Annotated in this window: 14 protein-coding genes and 1 pseudogene; 6 read left to right on the top strand and 9 right to left on the bottom strand. The window is 51.8% G+C overall.

Going from position 1 to position 17,877, the window contains the following annotated elements; genetic code table 11:
• Positions 1–141: 141 nt before the first annotated feature.
• Entirely contained in the window at positions 142–339 is a 198-nt protein-coding gene (locus HEN21_RS17035) for a ribbon-helix-helix domain-containing protein (RefSeq protein WP_001251295.1), read from the top strand.
• Between the two features lie 352 nt (positions 340–691).
• Here HEN21_RS17035 and fdhE read toward each other — a convergent pair whose 3' ends face one another.
• From fdhE to fdnG, 4 genes are read right to left on the bottom strand one after another with little or no spacing between them, the layout of a single operon-like run.
• Positions 692–1,621, bottom strand: coding sequence for a formate dehydrogenase accessory protein FdhE (gene fdhE / locus HEN21_RS17030; RefSeq protein ID WP_176252726.1), 930 nt, complete (start codon positions 1,619–1,621; stop codon positions 692–694).
• Positions 1,618–2,253, bottom strand: a complete 636-nt coding sequence (gene fdoI / locus HEN21_RS17025) for a formate dehydrogenase cytochrome b556 subunit (RefSeq protein WP_000829031.1) — start codon at positions 2,251–2,253, stop codon at positions 1,618–1,620. Before fdoI ends, fdhE begins: the two co-directional genes overlap by 4 nt.
• A complete protein-coding gene (gene fdoH, locus HEN21_RS17020) occupies positions 2,250–3,152 on the bottom strand; it encodes a formate dehydrogenase O subunit beta (RefSeq protein ID WP_000331377.1) in 903 nt (300 codons plus the stop codon). Before fdoH ends, fdoI begins: the two co-directional genes overlap by 4 nt.
• 12 nt (positions 3,153–3,164) lie before the next feature.
• Positions 3,165–6,215, bottom strand: coding sequence for a formate dehydrogenase-N subunit alpha (fdnG, locus tag HEN21_RS17015; RefSeq protein ID WP_010723259.1), 3,051 nt, complete (start codon positions 6,213–6,215; stop codon positions 3,165–3,167).
• 193 nt (positions 6,216–6,408) lie between these two features.
• Here fdnG and fdhD point away from each other — a divergent pair, with 193 nt between their 5' ends.
• The 5 genes and pseudogenes from fdhD to HEN21_RS22830 all read left to right on the top strand — a co-directional run.
• The gene (gene fdhD / locus HEN21_RS17010) at positions 6,409–7,245 is read left to right on the top strand and encodes a formate dehydrogenase accessory sulfurtransferase FdhD (RefSeq protein ID WP_176252725.1); all 837 of its coding nucleotides are present in this window, start codon (positions 6,409–6,411) and stop codon (positions 7,243–7,245) included.
• A gap of 310 nt (positions 7,246–7,555) precedes the next feature.
• Complete coding sequence (locus HEN21_RS17005) at positions 7,556–9,391, top strand: ATP-binding protein (RefSeq protein WP_176252724.1); 1,836 nt, start codon at positions 7,556–7,558, stop codon at positions 9,389–9,391.
• 1 nt (position 9,392) lies between these two features.
• A complete protein-coding gene (locus HEN21_RS17000; protein ID WP_176252723.1) occupies positions 9,393–11,699 on the top strand; it encodes a hypothetical protein in 2,307 nt (768 codons plus the stop codon).
• Between the two features lie 211 nt (positions 11,700–11,910).
• The gene (locus tag HEN21_RS16995; RefSeq protein ID WP_105285853.1) at positions 11,911–12,951 is read left to right on the top strand and encodes a YiiG family protein; all 1,041 of its coding nucleotides are present in this window, start codon (positions 11,911–11,913) and stop codon (positions 12,949–12,951) included.
• An 80-nt stretch (positions 12,952–13,031) separates the two neighbouring features.
• A pseudogene (locus tag HEN21_RS22830) lies at positions 13,032–13,150 on the top strand (helix-turn-helix domain-containing protein); the annotation flags it as partial.
• 31 nt (positions 13,151–13,181) lie between these two features.
• Here the strand turns inward: HEN21_RS22830 and araD are convergent.
• Genes araD through yiaO form a run of 5 tightly spaced genes read right to left on the bottom strand, consistent with a single transcriptional unit; the run spans position 13,182 to position 17,869 of the window.
• Positions 13,182–13,877 carry an L-ribulose-5-phosphate 4-epimerase gene (gene araD, locus HEN21_RS16990; RefSeq protein WP_176252722.1) on the bottom strand — a complete coding sequence of 232 codons (696 nt, stop codon included), beginning with the start codon at positions 13,875–13,877 and terminating at the stop codon, positions 13,182–13,184.
• On the bottom strand, positions 13,871–14,731 hold the full coding sequence (locus HEN21_RS16985; RefSeq protein ID WP_176252721.1) for an L-ribulose-5-phosphate 3-epimerase: 861 nt from the start codon (positions 14,729–14,731) through the stop codon (positions 13,871–13,873). The genes araD and HEN21_RS16985 overlap by 7 nt, the downstream gene beginning before the upstream one ends.
• Positions 14,724–15,386, bottom strand: coding sequence for a 3-keto-L-gulonate-6-phosphate decarboxylase UlaD (gene ulaD / locus HEN21_RS16980; RefSeq protein WP_176252720.1), 663 nt, complete (start codon positions 15,384–15,386; stop codon positions 14,724–14,726). The genes HEN21_RS16985 and ulaD overlap by 8 nt, the downstream gene beginning before the upstream one ends.
• A complete protein-coding gene (gene lyxK / locus HEN21_RS16975) occupies positions 15,383–16,879 on the bottom strand; it encodes an L-xylulokinase (RefSeq protein ID WP_000196062.1) in 1,497 nt (498 codons plus the stop codon). The genes ulaD and lyxK overlap by 4 nt, the downstream gene beginning before the upstream one ends.
• A 3-nt stretch (positions 16,880–16,882) precedes the next feature.
• Positions 16,883–17,869, bottom strand: a complete 987-nt coding sequence (yiaO, locus tag HEN21_RS16970) for a 2,3-diketo-L-gulonate TRAP transporter substrate-binding protein YiaO (protein WP_000776920.1) — start codon at positions 17,867–17,869, stop codon at positions 16,883–16,885.
• Positions 17,870–17,877 lie beyond the last annotated feature (8 nt).

Here is a 17,877-nt window from a genome sequence, read left to right as displayed (position 1 = left end):
AAAATAATTGCAACTGTTGTATTATTTCTGGAAAACGTCTCGCAAAAACAAAACCGTATGAAAAAATAAGCTTTCGTCAGTTAATTTTTCGGCGTAATTTTCGCACATACATTAATGAGTAATTTATGTAAGGTGTTGAAAATGGCGATGAATACGGTTTTTCTTCATTTATCAGAAGAGGCAATTAAACGGCTGAATAAGCTCAGGGGCTGGCGTAAGGTTTCGCGATCTGCAATTTTACGCGAAGCGGTAGAGCAATATCTGGAGCGTCAGCAATTTCCGGTGCGTAGGGTAAAAGGCGGCAAGCAAAGGAGTGAGGCAGTAGGTGTTGAAGAATAGTGTAAGCTGCGCGAGGAATGGTAATGGCAAAAATGATACCAATCAGAATACTGAAAAGTGCGCGTTGTTCATACCGGATGCGGCTTGCACGCCTTATTCGACCTACAAAATCATGCCAATTCAATATATTGCAGTTTTTGGGGTAGGCCTGATAAGCGTAGCGCATCAGGCAATCTTACGTTTGTCATCAGTGACATACCAATAACCTTATCGATGTGTTGCTGGGAAAATTGAGACCAAACAGGCACTGACAGCATGGACTTGAATTGGTAACGCGGAATACGAGAGATGGTGTATCACACCCTATGAGCTGTAATCCGGGCGACCTGCGCCACCCGGAAAACGTCAGAGATTACTCCCCTTCACCTGGAAACAGGAACGGGTTGATGGAACTACGGGCATAGCCTTCTTGCTCCATTCGTGCGTCCAGTACCAAGGAGGCGAGGTCATCTGCCACGGCTTCAACTTTCGGCTCTTTTTCCTGATAAAGAATCTTCAGGTAAGTGCCACAGTCATCGCAGCTTTCGGCTTTAATCGCGGCCTGTTCGTCATCCAGCGACCAGTAATGCAGTTTGCCGCTCTGCTCGCAGTTGCTGCATTTTACGCGCACCACGTGCCATTCGGTTTCGCACAGGTTGCAGTGCAGGTAACGCAAACCCTGAGTGGTGCCAATTTGCACCATGCTGGACACCGGCATAGAACCACAAACCGGGCAATATTGACGTTGTTCGCCGTATTCTGCGCGGGCTTTGCCGGGGATCAGGTTAGCCATTTGCGCCCAGTAGAGCGACAGCGCGGCCCAGATAAACGGTGCTTTATCGCTGCTGACGGAGGAGAAATCAGAGGCAAACAGCACGCTGGCCATATCTTCCAGCTCCTGGGTTGATGCCTTCTCCAGATTCTCAATCACGGCCAGCGCCGGACCGCTCATTTCAGGTTTCAGCTCGGCAATCAGCGCCATCAACAGTTTTTGCCAGTGCTTATCGCGCGGCAGAACGTGAATATCCAGCGGTGGCTTGCCTTGTGCGCTGGCTTCTTTAATGCGTGCAGTCAGATCCATCTCCAGCGGATGGTCGTACAGCACCACTTCCTGGGCGTGGGCGATAAGCGCAGCAAAGCGCAGGTAATCACCCAGCGGATTATTTTCTGCCAGTTCGCGCAGACGCTCGGCGCGGCGGTTGTACAAATTTTTGAGCCGAGGGAACAATAACGGCGGAATCATATCCGCCGTACGTTTCTCGCTCGAACCCAGCTCATCTTGCGGGATTATGCGAATACTCATTCAGCTTTCTTTTCCGTTGTCTTGCGGACTTCACGATACCAGCGTGGATGGTGTTTCTTCGCCCATGCGCTGGTAACCCATCCTTCCACCATGGCGGTAATCGTGCCTTTCACCCAAAGGGCGGCGTAGATATGCACCATGATAACCACAATTAACGCTACTGCGGCAAATGAATGCAGCATTAACGCGAATCGGATCACCGGGATTGAGAAAGCAGGCGCAAAATAAGGACGCCAGATAATCACACCGCTCACCAGCAGCAGAACCAGGAAAATAATCGCTGCCCAGAAAACGCATTTCTGACCGAAGTTATAACGCCCGGTGTCACCTACTTCCTCGTTGACGACGATCTTACGAATATTCTTCGCCCAAAAGATATCATCCCGATTGATTAGGTTGTGATGCCAGTAACGGAAAAACATGATGATGAACGAGGCAAACATAACCACGCCGACAAACGGGTGCAGAATACGCGCCAGCTGCGGTGTGCCCATGATTTGCATCAACCAGTTGAAGGATGGGAACAAAAAGCCCAGCCCACTCACCGCCGCCAGGATGAAGCAGAAGGCGGTTACCCAGTGGTTGATACGTTCCGGCGCGGTGTAGCGCACGATGGTGTCACGTCGTTTCATTTGCGCTCCTCGTCTTTCTCTTCGTGCAGATTGTTCTCTTCCTCATCCGCACGGTTCGGACCGACACCCACGTAGTGGAAGATACTGGCCGCAAAGGTAGCCGCAAAGCCAACAGCCGCGAGCGGTTTCCAGATGCCTTTCCAGAATTTCACGGTTTCGCTGATTTCCGGGTTCTCCGGCAAGCCATGATACAGATTCGGCTTGTCAGCATGGTGCAGCACGTACATAACGTGTGTACCACCGACGCCAGCCGGATCGTACAGACCCGCATTGTCGTAACCACGGGTTTTCAGCTCAGCCACACGCTCGCTCGCCAGCGTTTTCATCGACTCTTTCGTACCGAAATGAATCGCGCCCGTCGGGCAGGTCTTCACACAGGCCGGTTCTTGCCCAACCACCACGCGGTCAACGCACAACGTACATTTGTAGACGCGGTTGTCTTCCGGGTTGAGGCGCGGAATGTCGAACGGACAGCCCGCAATGCAATAACCGCAGCCAATGCACTGCTCGGACTGGAAGTCGACGATACCGTTGGCATACTGAATAATTGCACCTTCCGCCGGGCACGCTTTCAGGCAGCCCGGATCGGAACAGTGCATACAGCCGTCTTTGCGGATCAGCCATTCCAGTTTGTCATTCTGCTCCACTTCCGAGAAGCGCATTACCGTCCACGATTTGGCGCTTAAATCATTGGGGTTATCGTACACCCCAATGTTATTGCCGACGGTATCGCGAATGTCGTTCCACTCTGAACACGCCACCTGACAGGCTTTACAGCCGATACAGGTGGTGACGTCGATGAGTTTCGCCACTTCTTCCTGGAAGTCCCGCGCCTGAGGCGCGGGGGTCAGACCGTTAGTCGCGGAACGACGAATGATATCTTGAGATTGATAAGCCATATGTCGTCTCCGTTACACCTTTTCCACATTCACAAGGAAGGACTTAAACTCCGGCGTCTGCGTGTTCGCATCACCGACGAATGGCGTCAACGTATTGGCAATAAAGCCTTTTTTCGCCACGCCTTCATAGCCCCAGTGAATCGGAATACCGATGGTATCGATATCTTTGCCGTTCGCTTTCAGCGTGCGAATACGTTTGGTCACCACCGCTTTGGCTTTGATATAGCCACGGTTGGAGGAGACTTTCACGGTATCGCCCTGGGCAATGCCAAGTTTATTCGCCAGCGACTCACCGATTTCCACAAACTGCTCTGGCTGCAAAATCGCGTTCAACAGCGCGTGTTTGGTCCAGTAGTGGAAGTGCTCGGTCAGACGATAGGTGGTTCCGACATACGGGAACTTATCGGCTTTACCCAATGCTTCGGCGTCGTCTTTAAAGATACGTGCAGCCGGGTTCGAGATAACGTTTGGATGCAGTGGGTTAGTTCCCAGCGGCGTTTCAAACGGCTCGTAGTGTTCCGGGAACGGACCTTCCGCCATCTTATCGAGAGCAAACAGACGCCCCATGCCTTCCTGCTGCATGATAAACGGCCCAACGCCGCTGCCCGGAGGCGCTGCGCTGTAGTCCGGAATATCCCAGCCGGTCCACTTAGTACCGTCCCATTTCAGCAACTGACGCTTCGGATCCCACGGGTTACCCTGCGGGTCTGCGGAGGCGCGGTTATACAGGATGCGGCGGTTAAGCGGCCATGCCCATGCCCAGCCCAGCGTGTTACCGAGGCCAGACGGATCGGCGTTATCTCGGCGTGCCATCTGGTTGCCTTCCGGCGTCCAGCTACCGGCGAAAATCCAGCAGCCACAGGAAGTCGTACCATCATCGCGCAGTTGGGCGAACGAACTAAGTTGTTGGCCTTTCTTGACGATAACCGCACCGGTTGCTGGATCGGTAATATCGGCCAGCGCCTTACCGTTGCTCTCCATCGCCACTTCTTCTGAAGATGGCTCATGCGGAATGGCGTAGTTCCAGGTCATGTTCAGTACCTGATCCGGGTTCGCGCCACCCTGTTCGGCATACATTTTGCGCAAGCGCAGGAAGATACCGGAGAGGATCTCGCCGTCGGTCAGTGCAATCCCTGGGGCGTCCGCACCTTTCCAGTGCCACTGCAACCAGCGACCGGAGTTAACGATAGAACCGTTCTCTTCCGCGAAGCAGGTCGATGGCAGGCGGAACACTTCGGTCTGGATCTTCGACGAGTCAACTTCGTTCAGCTCACCGTGGTTCTGCCAGAAGTTAGAGGTTTCAGTGTTCAGCGGGTCGATGGTGACGAGGAACTTCAGTTTCGACAGACAACCGATCACTTTGTTTTTGTTCGGGAATGAGGCAACGGGGTTAAAGCCCTGGCAGATATAGCCATTGACCTTGCCCTCTTTCATCATCTCGAAGTATTGCAGGACGTCGTAACCTTTATCCCACTTCGGCAACCAGTCAAAGCCCCAGCTATTTTCCGCCGTCGCTTTATCACCAAAGAAGGCCTTCATCATTGAGACGAAGAATTTCGGGTAGTTGCCCCAGTAGTTTACCTGGCCCTCCAGCAGCGGTTTCGGCGTGTTGGCGGTAAGGTAGGTTTGCAGATCGGTCTGCTTCTCGCTTGGCAGCGTCATGTAACCCGGCAGGCTCTGCGACAGCAGCCCCAGATCCGTCAGCCCCTGAATGTTGGAGTGACCGCGCAGGGCGTTAACGCCGCCACCTGCCATCCCCATGTTGCCGAGCAGCAGCTGGATCATCGCCATGGTACGGATGTTCTGCGCACCAACGGAGTGTTGCGTCCAGCCGAGCGCGTAGAGGAACGAGGCGGTTTTATCGTGTGCACTGGTTTCGGCGATGTATTCGCAGACTTTCAGGAACGCGTCTTTTGGCGTACCACAGATGTTTTCAACCACATCTGGCGTATAACGGGAAACGTGCTGTTTCAGCAAGTTCCACACGCAGCGTGGATGTTGCAGCGTGGTATCGCGTTTGGCGAAGCCGTTTTCGTCCAGTTCGTAAGTCCAGGAGGATTTATCGTACTTGCGTTTTTCCGCGTCGTAGCCGGTGAACAGGCCATCTTCAAAGCCGTAATCTTCACGCACGATCAAGCTGGCGTTGGTATAGGCTTCGGTGTATTCGCGGTTGAATTTTTCATTGTTCAGCAGGTACAGCAATACGCCTGACAGGAAAGCAATGTCAGTACCGGAACGAATAGGGGCATAGTAGTCAGCCACCGCCGCCGTACGCGTAAAGCGAGGATCAATCACAATTAGCTTCGCGCCGTTGTGAATTTTGGCTTCCATCGCCCAGCGGAATCCTACCGGGTGAGCTTCAGCGGCATTACCGCCCATCACCACGACGAGGTTGGCGTTCTTGATGTCGACCCAGTGGTTGGTCATCGCACCGCGACCAAATGTTGGAGCAAGACTTGCTACCGTTGGTCCGTGTCAGACACGCGCCTGGTTGTCGACCGCGAGCATACCCAGCGCGCGGGAGAATTTTTGCGTTAAATAGCCGGTTTCGTTACTCGACGCGGAAGCACACAGCATCCCGGTGGAGAGCCAGCGGTTAACTGTCACGCCTTCGGCGTTTTGCGCAATGTAGTTTGCATCGCGGTCTTCTTTCATCAGTTTGGCGATGCGATCAAACGCCTCTTCCCAACTGATTTGCTGCCATTTATCAGAACCAGGCGCACGGTATTCCGGGAACTTCAGACGGCTTTCGGAGTGGATGAAATCCACCAGGCCAGCGCCTTTCGGACAAAGTGCACCACGGTTGACCGGGTGATCCGGATCGCCTTCGATATGGAAGATAGATGCTTTGGCGTTTTTTGCTCCGTCACCGAGGCTGTACATCAACAGCCCGCAACCAACAGAACAATAGGTGCAGGTATTACGGGTTTCGCGGGTGCGCAGCAGTTTATACTGCCTTGTTTCCGCGAGTGCTACGCTGGGTGCAAAGCCCAGTGCCGCTGCCGTGGTGCCTGCCATACCGCCAGCGCAGATCTTAAAGAACTGCCTTCTGCTGACCTGCATGGATTGCTCCTTGTTTCGACATTGTCACGTCCCATTTACATTCGCTTGCTGCGTGTGCAGGGAGTGGGAGTTATTTTTCTTTGCGGAAGGGGCCGCAAAGGTCCAGAATTGGCTCAATTTCCCTCCATCCAGGAAGGGTTTGTAACAGAATACCATAATCTTGGTATGTGTGTTCTTATCTGGTTAAGAGAAAGTGAAAAAAACACAGCAAAAAGAAATCAAAAATGTGACAAATATCACGGGAATGCGACAAATTGAGTTATGGCAGCGTGACGATTTACAACATTCCCGGCTTGATGAAGTCGCGGAAGAAGTTCCCGTTGCGTTGGTCTACAACGGCATTTCGCACGTAGTGATGATGGCTTCGCCAAAAGACCTTGAACGCTTTGCGCTTGGTTTTTCGCTTTCCGAAGGAATAATCGAAAGCCCGCGTGATATTTTCGGCATGGATGTTGTTCCCTCGTGTAATGGTCTGGAAGTGCAAATCGAACTTTCCAGCCGTCGCTTTATGGGGCTGAAGGAGCGCCGCCGGGCGCTGGCAGGGCGTACGGGCTGTGGCGTATGCGGCGTGGAGCAACTTAATGACATCGGTAAACCGGTGCAGCCGCTGCCGTTCACCCAGACGTTTGATCTCAACAAACTGGATGATGCATTACGCCATCTCAATGATTTCCAGCCCGTGGGGCAACTGACCGGTTGTACCCATGCCGCAGCCTGGATGTTGCCGTCTGGCGAACTGGCGGGCGGACATGAAGATGTGGGCCGCCATGTGGCGCTGGATAAACTGTTAGGTCGACGGGCACAAGAAGGTGAACGTTGGCAGCAGGGTGCGGTGTTGGTTTCCAGCCGCGCCAGCTATGAAATGGTGCAAAAATCTGCGATGTGCGGGGTAGAAATTCTGTTTGCGGTGTCTGCCGCGACAACGCTTGCCGTAGAAGTCGCCGAGCGATGTAACCTGACGCTGGTAGGCTTTTGTAAGCCGGGACGGGCGACGATTTATACCCATCCGCAACGGTTGATTCATAATTAAAGAAGTACCGCAATTCTGATCCTGGATTGCGGTTTTATTTTTTTATTAAATAATGCTGAATATGTTATTCAGCATTTAAATAATAATTTCACCACAAGAAATTATCTCGTTAACTCCGGTTTATATCGATATACTCCAGTCGCATTAATCCTTTAAGAATTAATCATTATTTATATAAGACATTTTGTTTTAATCATCGTGTCAATAAATAAATGTTTCCGATGAGTGAATGAAAATAACAAACCTTGCACCGGTTGTAAAAACAGCGATGTATTTTCAATAGTGGGTGATGGATTATGAGTATTGAAAAATGAGTACATTACAGTTACCTGGCAGTTCATATTCTACAGAAGTTAATTTAAACGGCTTAATTGAGGTGCTCAGTAAGCATCTTTACTCCACTCCCGTGGTTGCCGTGCGCGAGCTGGTGCAGAACGGCCATGATGCGATCGTGCGCCGGAGGATTGAGCAGCCCGATGCGCCAAAGGATAACGCGATTCGTGTGGTGGCAGACGTAGCGAAGTCAACCATCACCATCAGCGATACTGGCGCAGGCCTGACAGAAAGCGAAATTCACGGCTTCCTGGCTACAGTGGGCGTGGGTTATACCCGAATGCTGCGCCAGCAGGATGACAACACCGGTTTAATTGGTATGTTCGGCCTCGGTTTTTTGTCGGCATTTGTACTGGCGAAAGAGGTCACGGTGTTGACTACATCCTGGCAAACGCCGGATCAGAGCTGGAAATATCACTCTACCGACGGGCAAAAATATACCGTTACGCCGCATCAGGCCTCGGAGCCGGGGACGCAGGTGATTCTGACGCTCAAAGAAGAGTACAGCCATCTGGCGAGTAACAATTTGCTGAACCGCGTCCTTTCCCGCTACTGCATATTGCTGCACGAACCGGTCTATGTGGGGGACGCCAGCGAGCCGGTGAACAAACTCCAGCCACCGTGGCGTGAAGAAACGCCAGATGGCGTAACGATGCACCGCGCGCTGGTACAGCGGAAAAATCTCGCCTTTGCCGCCCAGTTTGAATCTTCTTTTGAACCTATTTGCACCATTCCGGTGGTGCCAGCGGGAATGAGCGATGCAGTTGGAATTTTATGGATTCAGGATGGCGCAACCTACGGCACCAGCGATAACCGCAACCTGTCGCTGTTTTTGCGCGGCATGTTACTTGATGATGAAGCGCGTGAACTGCTGCCGCCCTGGGCCGGTTTTATCGGCGGTGTGATTGAGTCATCGAAACTGACGCCGACGGCGAGCCGGGAAGATCTGCAACGGGACGAAACCTGGGTCGCGGTGCAGGAGGCGTTAAAAGAGGCGCTGATTTCTGGTTTATCCGATCTCGCACAAAATCAGCCAGAAATCTGGCGACGGGTATTAATGCGCCACAACGAAGCGTTGCTTGGTGCTGCGTTGTGTGATGACCGTCTGTTTGATTTGCTCAAAGACCGTTTACAGATGCCAACGTCAAAAGGTGCGCTGCTGGCGAAAGATTTACGCGTTAATAACAGCATTCATATTCTGTTAAGCCGCGACGGCGGTTTTGAAGAGATGTTGTTCCATATTCTGCAACGACCTGTAGCGCGTGGCGATCGCTATGCGGTGGTGCCATTTTTACGCCGCTGGGCGCTGTTATATCATTGCCGGATTATCGAAGTCGGTACGCAAACGGGCAATGAGCAGTTGTTCAGCCTGGCGGAATTACCCGAAGAGCAGGTGGCTTATCTCGAAGAGCATCTTTGCGATGGCGAACAATTAATTATCTCGCGCTTCGAACCGGCCGTTTTACCATTAGTGGTAACGCCAGATCGGGAAGCGGAATTAAAACAAATTCTTGAACAGGATGACGCGGATAAACGTATTAGCACCGCAGCGTTAATGTTGGCGCGGCAATTCACCTCGCAAATCCAAAAGACCAAAACGTCAAGTCTGTATATTAATCTCAATAACCCCTGCGTTATGCAACTGGTGACGGCATTACAACATCAGCAACAGCCAGCGGCGGCATTACGGTTATTAAAATCGCTGAAAGTAATTTTGTGCTCCAGCGGTAATAAAGAACAGCAGTGGGATTTACACCAGGCGCTGGATGATTTTACTCAGGTTATTCCTGTCTTAATTAATCAAGGAAAATAAAATGGATACATGGGAGTGGTACAACAAATATAGCCAGGAGTTGCGTGATGCCGGGCAGGAGTATATTCCGCAGATAATTGATGATTTTTCTGAAGGTGTTTTACATCTGCAAATGGAAAAGTGCGATTCGTTATTACCGGAAATGAAAGCACTGAATCAGGTGGCAAAAAATCCGTGGCTGGAAATATTTATCGGACACTGGGAGATGCGCCATCGTCTGACCAACTACGAAGAAGGCGAAAAAGTGCTGCCTGACGTGGTGGCGCTGTTTGAAAAAGCGCATCGGGAAGAGGCGAAAGATTGCCCGCAATCTATCTGCGTTACACAGGATTTATCCGCCTGCTACGAGAATATAGATGCCCCAGGCTGGGCCAATGAACGCATGGCGGTATGTGAAGAAACCATCGCGCGCATTGATCCGACCTGGAGCTGCTTTATGTGTTTATCCTGCGAATATGCCAGTGCGCTGATGGATTCCAACAGAACAGAAGAGGCGTTGGTTTATATCGACAGGCAAATCGACGCGGTAAAAGCATCGGGGAGTGAATATTTAGAAGCACTGCTGGCAACCCGTGCCGATATTTTGGTTGCCCTTCAGCGTTACGATGAAGCGCGTGAAGTGATTGATGAACTGGCAAAAGAGAATGATTATTGGGGACGCGACCGCATCAATTATCAACTCAAAAAACTGTACATCATGGCGTTATGCGGGCAGGACAAAGAAGTCTGGGAGGAATTGCCGCGTTGGTCAGATCTGACTCCCTATTCATGGGGACTATGGCTGAAGATTATTACTGAATTACTGCCCCGCAATCCACAGAGAAACCACTGGCAACTGGCGCGAATCATCCAAAAAATGCTGGAGCACCGTTCACAGGCCGGGGCGCACCGCAAAGTGGTTGATCTGGCGAAACTGCAAATCACTCTGGCACTGGAGCGTGAATCCGTCTGGGTTGCCAAAATGGCGATGAAACTGGCTCAGCGGCACATACCGAAATTACGCGCGTTATTGGGGGTTGATCGCGAGTTTCTCGAACTTAGTGAAAAAATTGCCGCTAAAGAGGCGGAACTGCTTGCTCGCCCGGTTGTTGAATCGCCTGAAAATAGCGATGAAGAAACGCAGCCTGACCCCGAAAAAGACGTCGAAATATTCCGCCGTGCTTACCTGAACACGCCAGATGATACGGAATTGCTGGGTAAACTGGTCAATGCGTTAAAGGCTTGCAATGCGATTGATGAGTCGATTGAACTGCTGCAAAGCTATGTTGAAAGCCACATCCAGGAAGATAACGGCCTTTGCTTCGATCTGCTGGATCTCCTGCTACACCGTGGCGATCAGCAAGCGATCGAACAACTGGCGAAGCAGTATGAACGGGCTGGGCTACTACATATGGCCTTGTGGTTCCGCGCGCGAGTGATCAACCAACAGGAAGACTGGAGTGAACTGGAGTCGATTGGGCAACAGTTGCTGCAAAATGAAAAAGGGCGTGAGTGGATCGGCGTTTATCGCATGTGCTCCTGGGCAGCACAAAAACAGGAAGCCTGGGATCGGCAGCTGGATTATTTACAGCAATTGCAGCAACTTATGATTAGCCGTGAAGAAGATATTCGCAATCTCCAGTGGGATATCATGGCGACCGCCAGCATCTTACAACAATGGGATTTGGTTCGTGCTATTGCTGCAGAACTGGAAATCGTACTCACGGAAGGCGAAGGTTTTATCGACGAAAAATGGGGGCTACTGAATATCCGTTTCCGGGAAAACTTCGAATATCGCTATTACTATGCCCAGCGGATTGGACCGGTAACGGCAAGGATTATTGAACCAACCTACCGGACTGATTACCCACAACATGTTGATGAAATTGTCGTTTTCGATGCGGAGATGTTGAATACCCGGCCTGAAGATGAGGAAGAACAGAAGAATTTCACGCCGCTTTATTCCTGCCTGAAAACCATTATCCCGACTGAGTACGGCGAGTCCTGGTTCTGCGAAGGTGTTATGCCTGGTGAAGAACAGTTTAATGCCTTCCGTGAGGCGCTACGTGAACGAAACTGGTACTACTGGAGCAACAGTAACGATGACTATACGTTAACGGACAGTCATCAGGGAGAAGATGCCGAGCCACTGCCCGCGTTATATTTTGTTATCAGCGCGCCGCGTTCGGTTGCTAAAGCTAATATTGATAAAACGCTAAGTGAGTTAACCGCAGACTGGGAACATCCGTTGTGCTGGTGGCGACTTGCCAAAGAAGCCGGAGCGAACGAAGAGAAACATGCTGCTATTTCTGAACGTTATGGGATGTAATGCAGGTTTAAATAATGGGGGGCAGAAATTTCCCTCCCGCAACGGTTGAACTGTTAATTGAATTAAGTCCTGTAATTTATATATGAAATTACAGGACTTATTCATTCAGTGAATTGTAGCTATTTATTTATAAACAAAACGCGTGTAGTGACGCTTTCTTTTTTCCTTTATTATATTCACTCTCTTATTTATCTATTTATAAGGCAATTAAATGAAAAGGAATTTATTATCTTCAGCTATTATTATCGCCATAATGGCCCTCGGTATCACCGGATGTGATGATAAAAAAGCCGAAACAGAAACTCCCCCGCCCGCCAATAGTCAACCTGCCGCACCAGCTCCTGAAGCCCCCGTTGCAAAAGCAGAAGCTAAGCCTGAAACGCCTGCGCAACCGGTGGTCGATGAACAAGCGGTTTTCGACGAAAAAATGGATGTCTATATCAAGTGCTACAACAAGTTACAGATCCCTGTACAGCGTAGTCTGGCGCGTTATGCGGACTGGCTGGAAGATTTTAAACAGGGGCCTACCGGTAAAGAGAGGACTGTCTATGGCATCTACAGTATTAGTGAATCCAATCTCTCAGAGTGTGAGAAAGGAGTGAAAAGTGCTGTGGCGTTAACGCCTGCACTGCAACCTATTGACGGCGTGGCGGTGAGTTATATCGATGCTGCCGTGGCGTTGGGTAATACCATTAACGAAATGGATAAATATTACACCCAGGAAAATTATAAAGACGATGCGTTTGCCAAAGGGAAAACGCTGCACCAGACATTCTTAAAAAATCTTGAAGCCTTTGAACCTGTAGCAGAATCTTATCATGCGGCAATTCAGGAAATTAATGATAAGCGCCAGCTTGCGGAACTGAAAAATATTGAAGAAAGAGAAGGGAAAACATTCCACTACTACTCTCTGGCAGTCATGATTTCAGCGAAACAAATTAATAACCTGATCTCGCAAGATAAATTTGATGCCGAAGCGGCAATGAAGAAAGTGACTGAGCTGGAAACGCTGGTGGCGCAGGCCAAAGAAGCGGATAAAGGTGGCATGAATTTCTCATTCATCCATTCGGCAGACCAATATCAGCTTGAGGCTAAAAAATATGTTCGCCGCATTAGAGATAAAGTCCCGTACTCCGACTGGGATAAAGAGCAACTTCAGGACGCAAACTCAAGCTGGATGGTCGAAGACTCATTTCCACGAGCGTTACGCGAGTACAACGAAATGGTCGATGATTATAATCGCCTACGTTAAACGTTTCTGATTCTTGTGAGGAATGTAATGTTGGATTCCGCTGTGGACGCCAGCCGGGCAAATTCAGCGCAACAGACGAGTCGCTAACTGAAGTGGCGGCGTTGTGCGGATTTAATAATGTCAGTTATTTCCGACAGACTTCCGCAAACACACGGGTTTAACGTCCACCGCATGGAAGCGGGAGCATATCAATTCATAGTACCGGGGCGATGAAGCCCCGGCGTGAGAGATTACTGCCCGTAATAGGCATTAGCCCCGTGCTTACGCAGATAGTGCTTATCTAAGAGTTCATTTTGCATGGCAGGAAGCTGCGGCGCGAGCTGGCGCGAGAACAGCCCCATATACGCGCACTCTTCCAGCACCACGGCATTATGCACCGCATCGGCGGCGTTTTTACCCCAGGCGAACGGGCCGTGGGAATGCACCAGTACCGCCGGGATTTGTGCCGGACTCCTGCCGCGCTCTTCGAAGGTTTTAATGATCACTTCGCCAGTCTGGTATTCATACTCACCGTTGATCTCCTCTGCGGTCATCTGGCGCGTGCAGGGGATCGCACCGTAAAAATAGTCAGCGTGAGTCGTACCCCAGGCAGGGAGATCAATCCCTGCCTGCGACCAGATAGTTGCATGGCGCGAGTGGGTATGCACAATGCCGCCAATTTCTGCATAGCGGCGATAAAGCGCCAGATGCGTTGGCGTGTCGGACGAGGGCTTTTTGCTGCCTTCCACCGCCTTACCGCTGGCTATCTCAACCACCACCATATCGTCGGCGGTCATCACGTCGTACTCGACGCCGGAAGGTTTGATTACCATCCATTGCCGCGTTTCGTCTACCGCGCTGACATTGCCCCAGGTGAACGTCACCAGATGGTGAGCGGGAAGCGCCAGATTCGCCGCCAGCACGTCGGCTTTCAGTTGCTCTAACATACGAAACTCGCCTCCTGCATACGCGCTTCAATCCAGCGCCGCGCCTGAATAATCTCCAGCACCGGCTCTTTGGCTTTTTCGGTCCACATCTCAATCAGGAAAGAACCGCGATAGTTCAGTTCATGCAGCGTTTTGAAGATGCCAACGAAATCGACGCAGCCTTCGCCAAACGGCACATCACGGAACTGTCCGGAGCTTTGCTCGGTGACTGGCAGGGTGTCTTTCAGGTGAATAGCCGCGATACGGTCAATGCCCAGTTTTAGTTCGGCGGGCACATCATTGCCCCAGGCGCTGAGGTTGCCGACATCCGGGTAGACGGTGAACCATGGCGAGGCGAGCATCTCGTCCCATTTTTTCCATTTGCTGATGGAGTTCATAAACGCGGTGTCCATGATCTCCACCGCCAGCATCACCTGTGCGGCAGCCGCTTGTTCAACCGCCCACGCCAGCCCTTCAGTAAATCGCTGCTGTGTGCCTTCGTCATGCTCTTCGTAATAGACGTCATAACCCGCCAGTTGAATGGTGCGAATGCCGAGATCGCGAGCCAGGCAAATCGCTTTACTCATGATTTCCCGCGCTCGCTGGCGTACCGCCTCGTCGCGGCTACCAAAAGGAAAACGGCGATGGGCAGACAGGCACATTGATGGAATGGCAATGCCCGTTTCGATCATCGCGGTAACCAGCGAAGCACGTTGTGCGGCGCTCCAGTCCAGGCGTGACAGACGTTCGTCGGTTTCATCCACCGACATTTCGACAAAATCAAAACCGCAGCTTTTTGCCAGCACCAGTCGCTCCGGCCAGGAGAGATCTTTCGCCAGCGCCTTTTCATAAATCCCTAACGGATGACTACGCACGAGCACCTCCCCAGATTGCGTCAATTTGCGCATGAAAATCAGCGGCAACCTGCGCTGGATTGGTAGCGCCCGCCAGTGCGCGCCCGGCAATAAACGCTTTCACGCGGATATCTTTAAACAGCGGCAGGTCAGCAGGGGTAATCCCGCCAGTAATAGAAAGTTCGAGGCCGATATCAGAAAGTGCCTTCATCCTCGCCAGATCCGCCTCGCCCCATTGCTGCCCGCTGGCCTGTGCGTCGCGACCACGATGATAAATCGCCTGCCGTACACCAATGCGATGCCAGTCACGTGCGTCGTCCAGTGTCCAGTTGCCGAACAGCTCTATCTGGATTTCACCGCCGCAGCGTTGCGCCATCGCGTGGCCTTTTTCCACCGTGGCGAGCGGCGCGGCGCAGATGATGGTCATCCAGTTGGCGCCCGCGCCAAACGCCTGTTGCGCGAGCGTTTCACCGGCATCAGCGACCTTCCAGTCAGCGACGATGATTTTGTTCGGGCACTGTTCACGCAAGGCTTTCACCGCGCCAAGACCTTCGTTTAAACAGAGAATGGTGCCCGCTTCGACGATATCGACGCTGTCTTTTAACAGCGTCACGTCGCGCTGCGCGGCTTCAAGTGATGAGTGGTCGAGAGCCAGTTGCAGAAGTGGTCTGCTCATAATGTGTGTTCCTTAATGTGGGTGTGATAACCCTGAAGTGCGGCAATGAGTTGCTGATAACGTTGATATTTTTGTTGGTAATGCTGATGCGCGGTCATGTCCGGCAGCAATGTGCGTAGCGGATGTTGCGAGCTGCGCTGGGCCTCGCTGAAGTTGCGATAAACGCCCGTACCGACACGGGCAGCGAGCGCCGCACCAAAGCATCCCGTTTCTTCCACCTGCGGCAGCTCGATACGCAGACCGCTGACGTCCGCCAGCATTTGCATCCAGACATCGGAGTGCGCCGGACCGCCAGTCACGCGCAGGGTGTGAACAGCGGTAAAACGTTCACGCATCCGGTTGAGGTGGGTCATGTGGCTGAACACCACGCCTTCATAAATGGCCTGCAACAGGTGCGCGCGGGTGTGAATGGCCTGCATCCCGTAGAAACCGCTGGTCATCTCAAGTCCGGCGTTACTGCCGTACAGGAACGGCAGGAAAAACAGATCGCCTCCGGCTTTCGGCAAGCCGGCAACGGCCTGATTAATCTCAGCAAAAGAGATTTCTCCCCACTGCGCGGTAAACCATTCGAGATTGCCGGAAGAGGTAGGGCTGGCTTCGTGAACGATAAATTGACCGTCATTAACGTAGCGGCCATAGACATACGGATGCGCTTCACCGTCACGTAAACCGCTGGTTATGCCGCTAGTCACCGCCCAGGTTCCCATCACCGCATTGAGGGTAGATTCGTCTTCGATCCCGGCACAAAGTGCGGTGGAAACCACATCAAACAGGCCGCCGACAACGGGCGTACCCGCTTTCAGACCGGTCAGTGCGGCTGTCTGAGCGGTGATCTCCCCGCAGATTTCGGCAGATCCAACAACAGGCGGCAGGGCGTGATTGATTTCACCGATCCCCAGCCAGTCGGTGAGGCACGGATCATATTCCCCAAGACTCATGTTGTAGAGATTGGACTCGGAAATATTGCTTTCTTCGCAGCCTTTGACGCCGGTTAAACACCAGCGCAGATAGTCGTGCGTCATCATCACGCAGCCAATTTGCGCATAACGCTCAGGTTCGTGCATTTTCAGCCAGCGTAACAGCGACACCGGATGCCCGGTCCACAAGGTTTGGCGGGTCAGCGGGTAGAGTTTTTCCGGGACGCCATCTTCCTGCCAGCAACGGACGATTTCCATCGCCCGGCGGTCAGAGGACAAAATGGCGTTACCTAGCGGTTTGTTATTTTTATCGAGTAAAAACAAACCTTTCCCTTGTGCGGAGATACCGATACCCACAATTTGCTCCCCGCTAACGCCGGAATGGGTAAGCAGGGCGCGAATGACAGCCATGCAGCATTGCCACAGTTCTGCCATATCGCGCTCTGCCCAGCCTGGCTGCGGGCTTAATGCGCACAGCGGCAGGCGCTGCACGCCCGCCTCCCGGCCTTCGCGGTCATACAGTCCGGCTTTCAGCCAGCTACCGCCACAATCTAACCCCAGCCAGTATTGCGTCATGGTTTATTGCACCTCATCCACGGCTTTCAGCAGTTCAGCGCCCTGCGGAACATCTTTAACAAACATGTCGCGAACCTGATTACCCAATGCATCGCTAAAGGCTTTGCGGTCGAGATCGGTAATCACTTCAACGCCCGCGTCTTTCATGCCGTCGATGATTTTTTGCTGATCTTCAGCAACCAGTTTGCGCTGATAGTTACCCGCTTCTTGCGCAGATGTGATCAGTGCCTGCTGGAACTCAGGGGTTAAGCCATCAAACTTCGCTTTGTTGATCACCACCAGAAGTGGGGAGTAGGCGTGATGGGTCAGAGAAAGGTACTTCTGCACTTCATAAAATTTTGCTGACCAGACGACGTTAATCGGGTGTTCCTGGGCGTCGATGGTGCGGGTTTCCAGCCCGGTATAGACTTCGGCAAATGGCATCGGGATCGGGTTAGCACCGAAGATTTTGAATGCCGCAATATTCATTGGACTATTGTTGGTACGGATCTTCAGCCCTTGCAGATCGGCGGGAGTTTTAACCGGTGCACGCGAGTTGGTGACATCGCGCCAGCCGTTTTCCCAGTAAGCCAGCACTTTCAGCCCTTTACCTTCAAGGGAAATTTTCAGCTCATCACCGACTTTACCGTCGAGCGTTTTATGCGCGTGAGCGGTATCGCGGAACAGGAAAGGGACATCGAGCAGGTTGATGACGGGCGAGAGTCCCGTAAAGTTATTGGAGCCAGACATCTCCATATCAATAGTGCCGCCGCGCACGCCGCTGATCATCGCCTGCGCATTGCCGAGGGTGCTATCCGGGAACAGTTTTAACTTCAGTTCGCCTTTGGTTTTTTCTTGCAATAATTCGTTGAATTTTTTTGCTGCAATATGTTGTGAATCGGTTTGCGAGGTTTCATAACCGAAACGTAATGATTGTGCCGCCAGAGAAGATGTACTGAACGCCGCCACTCCGGCAAATAATAAAGCGTAGGTTACAGAACGTAATTTCATTATGATTT

It is taken from the genome of Escherichia sp. 93.1518, from assembly GCF_013368915.2.
GTDB lineage: Bacteria > Pseudomonadota > Gammaproteobacteria > Enterobacterales > Enterobacteriaceae > Escherichia > Escherichia ruysiae.
Note: the sequence above shows the minus strand (reverse complement) of the source record. Positions and strands in the feature narration are given on the sequence as shown.

What these genes read in the sequence shown, in the direction of transcription:
- HEN21_RS17035 (WP_001251295.1), top strand. Translation starts at nt 142, where the DNA reads ATGGCGATGAATACGGTTTTTCTTCATTTATCAGAAGAGGCAATTAAA.
- fdhE (WP_176252726.1), bottom strand. Translation starts at nt 1,621, where the DNA reads ATGAGTATTCGCATAATCCCGCAAGATGAGCTGGGTTCGAGCGAGAAA.
- fdoI (WP_000829031.1), bottom strand. Translation starts at nt 2,253, where the DNA reads ATGAAACGACGTGACACCATCGTGCGCTACACCGCGCCGGAACGTATC.
- fdoH (WP_000331377.1), bottom strand. Translation starts at nt 3,152, where the DNA reads ATGGCTTATCAATCTCAAGATATCATTCGTCGTTCCGCGACTAACGGT.
- HEN21_RS17005 (WP_176252724.1), top strand. Translation starts at nt 7,556, where the DNA reads ATGAGTACATTACAGTTACCTGGCAGTTCATATTCTACAGAAGTTAAT.
- HEN21_RS17000 (WP_176252723.1), top strand. Translation starts at nt 9,393, where the DNA reads ATGGATACATGGGAGTGGTACAACAAATATAGCCAGGAGTTGCGTGAT.
- HEN21_RS16995 (WP_105285853.1), top strand. Translation starts at nt 11,911, where the DNA reads ATGAAAAGGAATTTATTATCTTCAGCTATTATTATCGCCATAATGGCC.
- araD (WP_176252722.1), bottom strand. Translation starts at nt 13,877, where the DNA reads ATGTTAGAGCAACTGAAAGCCGACGTGCTGGCGGCGAATCTGGCGCTT.
- ulaD (WP_176252720.1), bottom strand. Translation starts at nt 15,386, where the DNA reads ATGAGCAGACCACTTCTGCAACTGGCTCTCGACCACTCATCACTTGAA.
- lyxK (WP_000196062.1), bottom strand. Translation starts at nt 16,879, where the DNA reads ATGACGCAATACTGGCTGGGGTTAGATTGTGGCGGTAGCTGGCTGAAA.
- yiaO (WP_000776920.1), bottom strand. Translation starts at nt 17,869, where the DNA reads ATGAAATTACGTTCTGTAACCTACGCTTTATTATTTGCCGGAGTGGCG.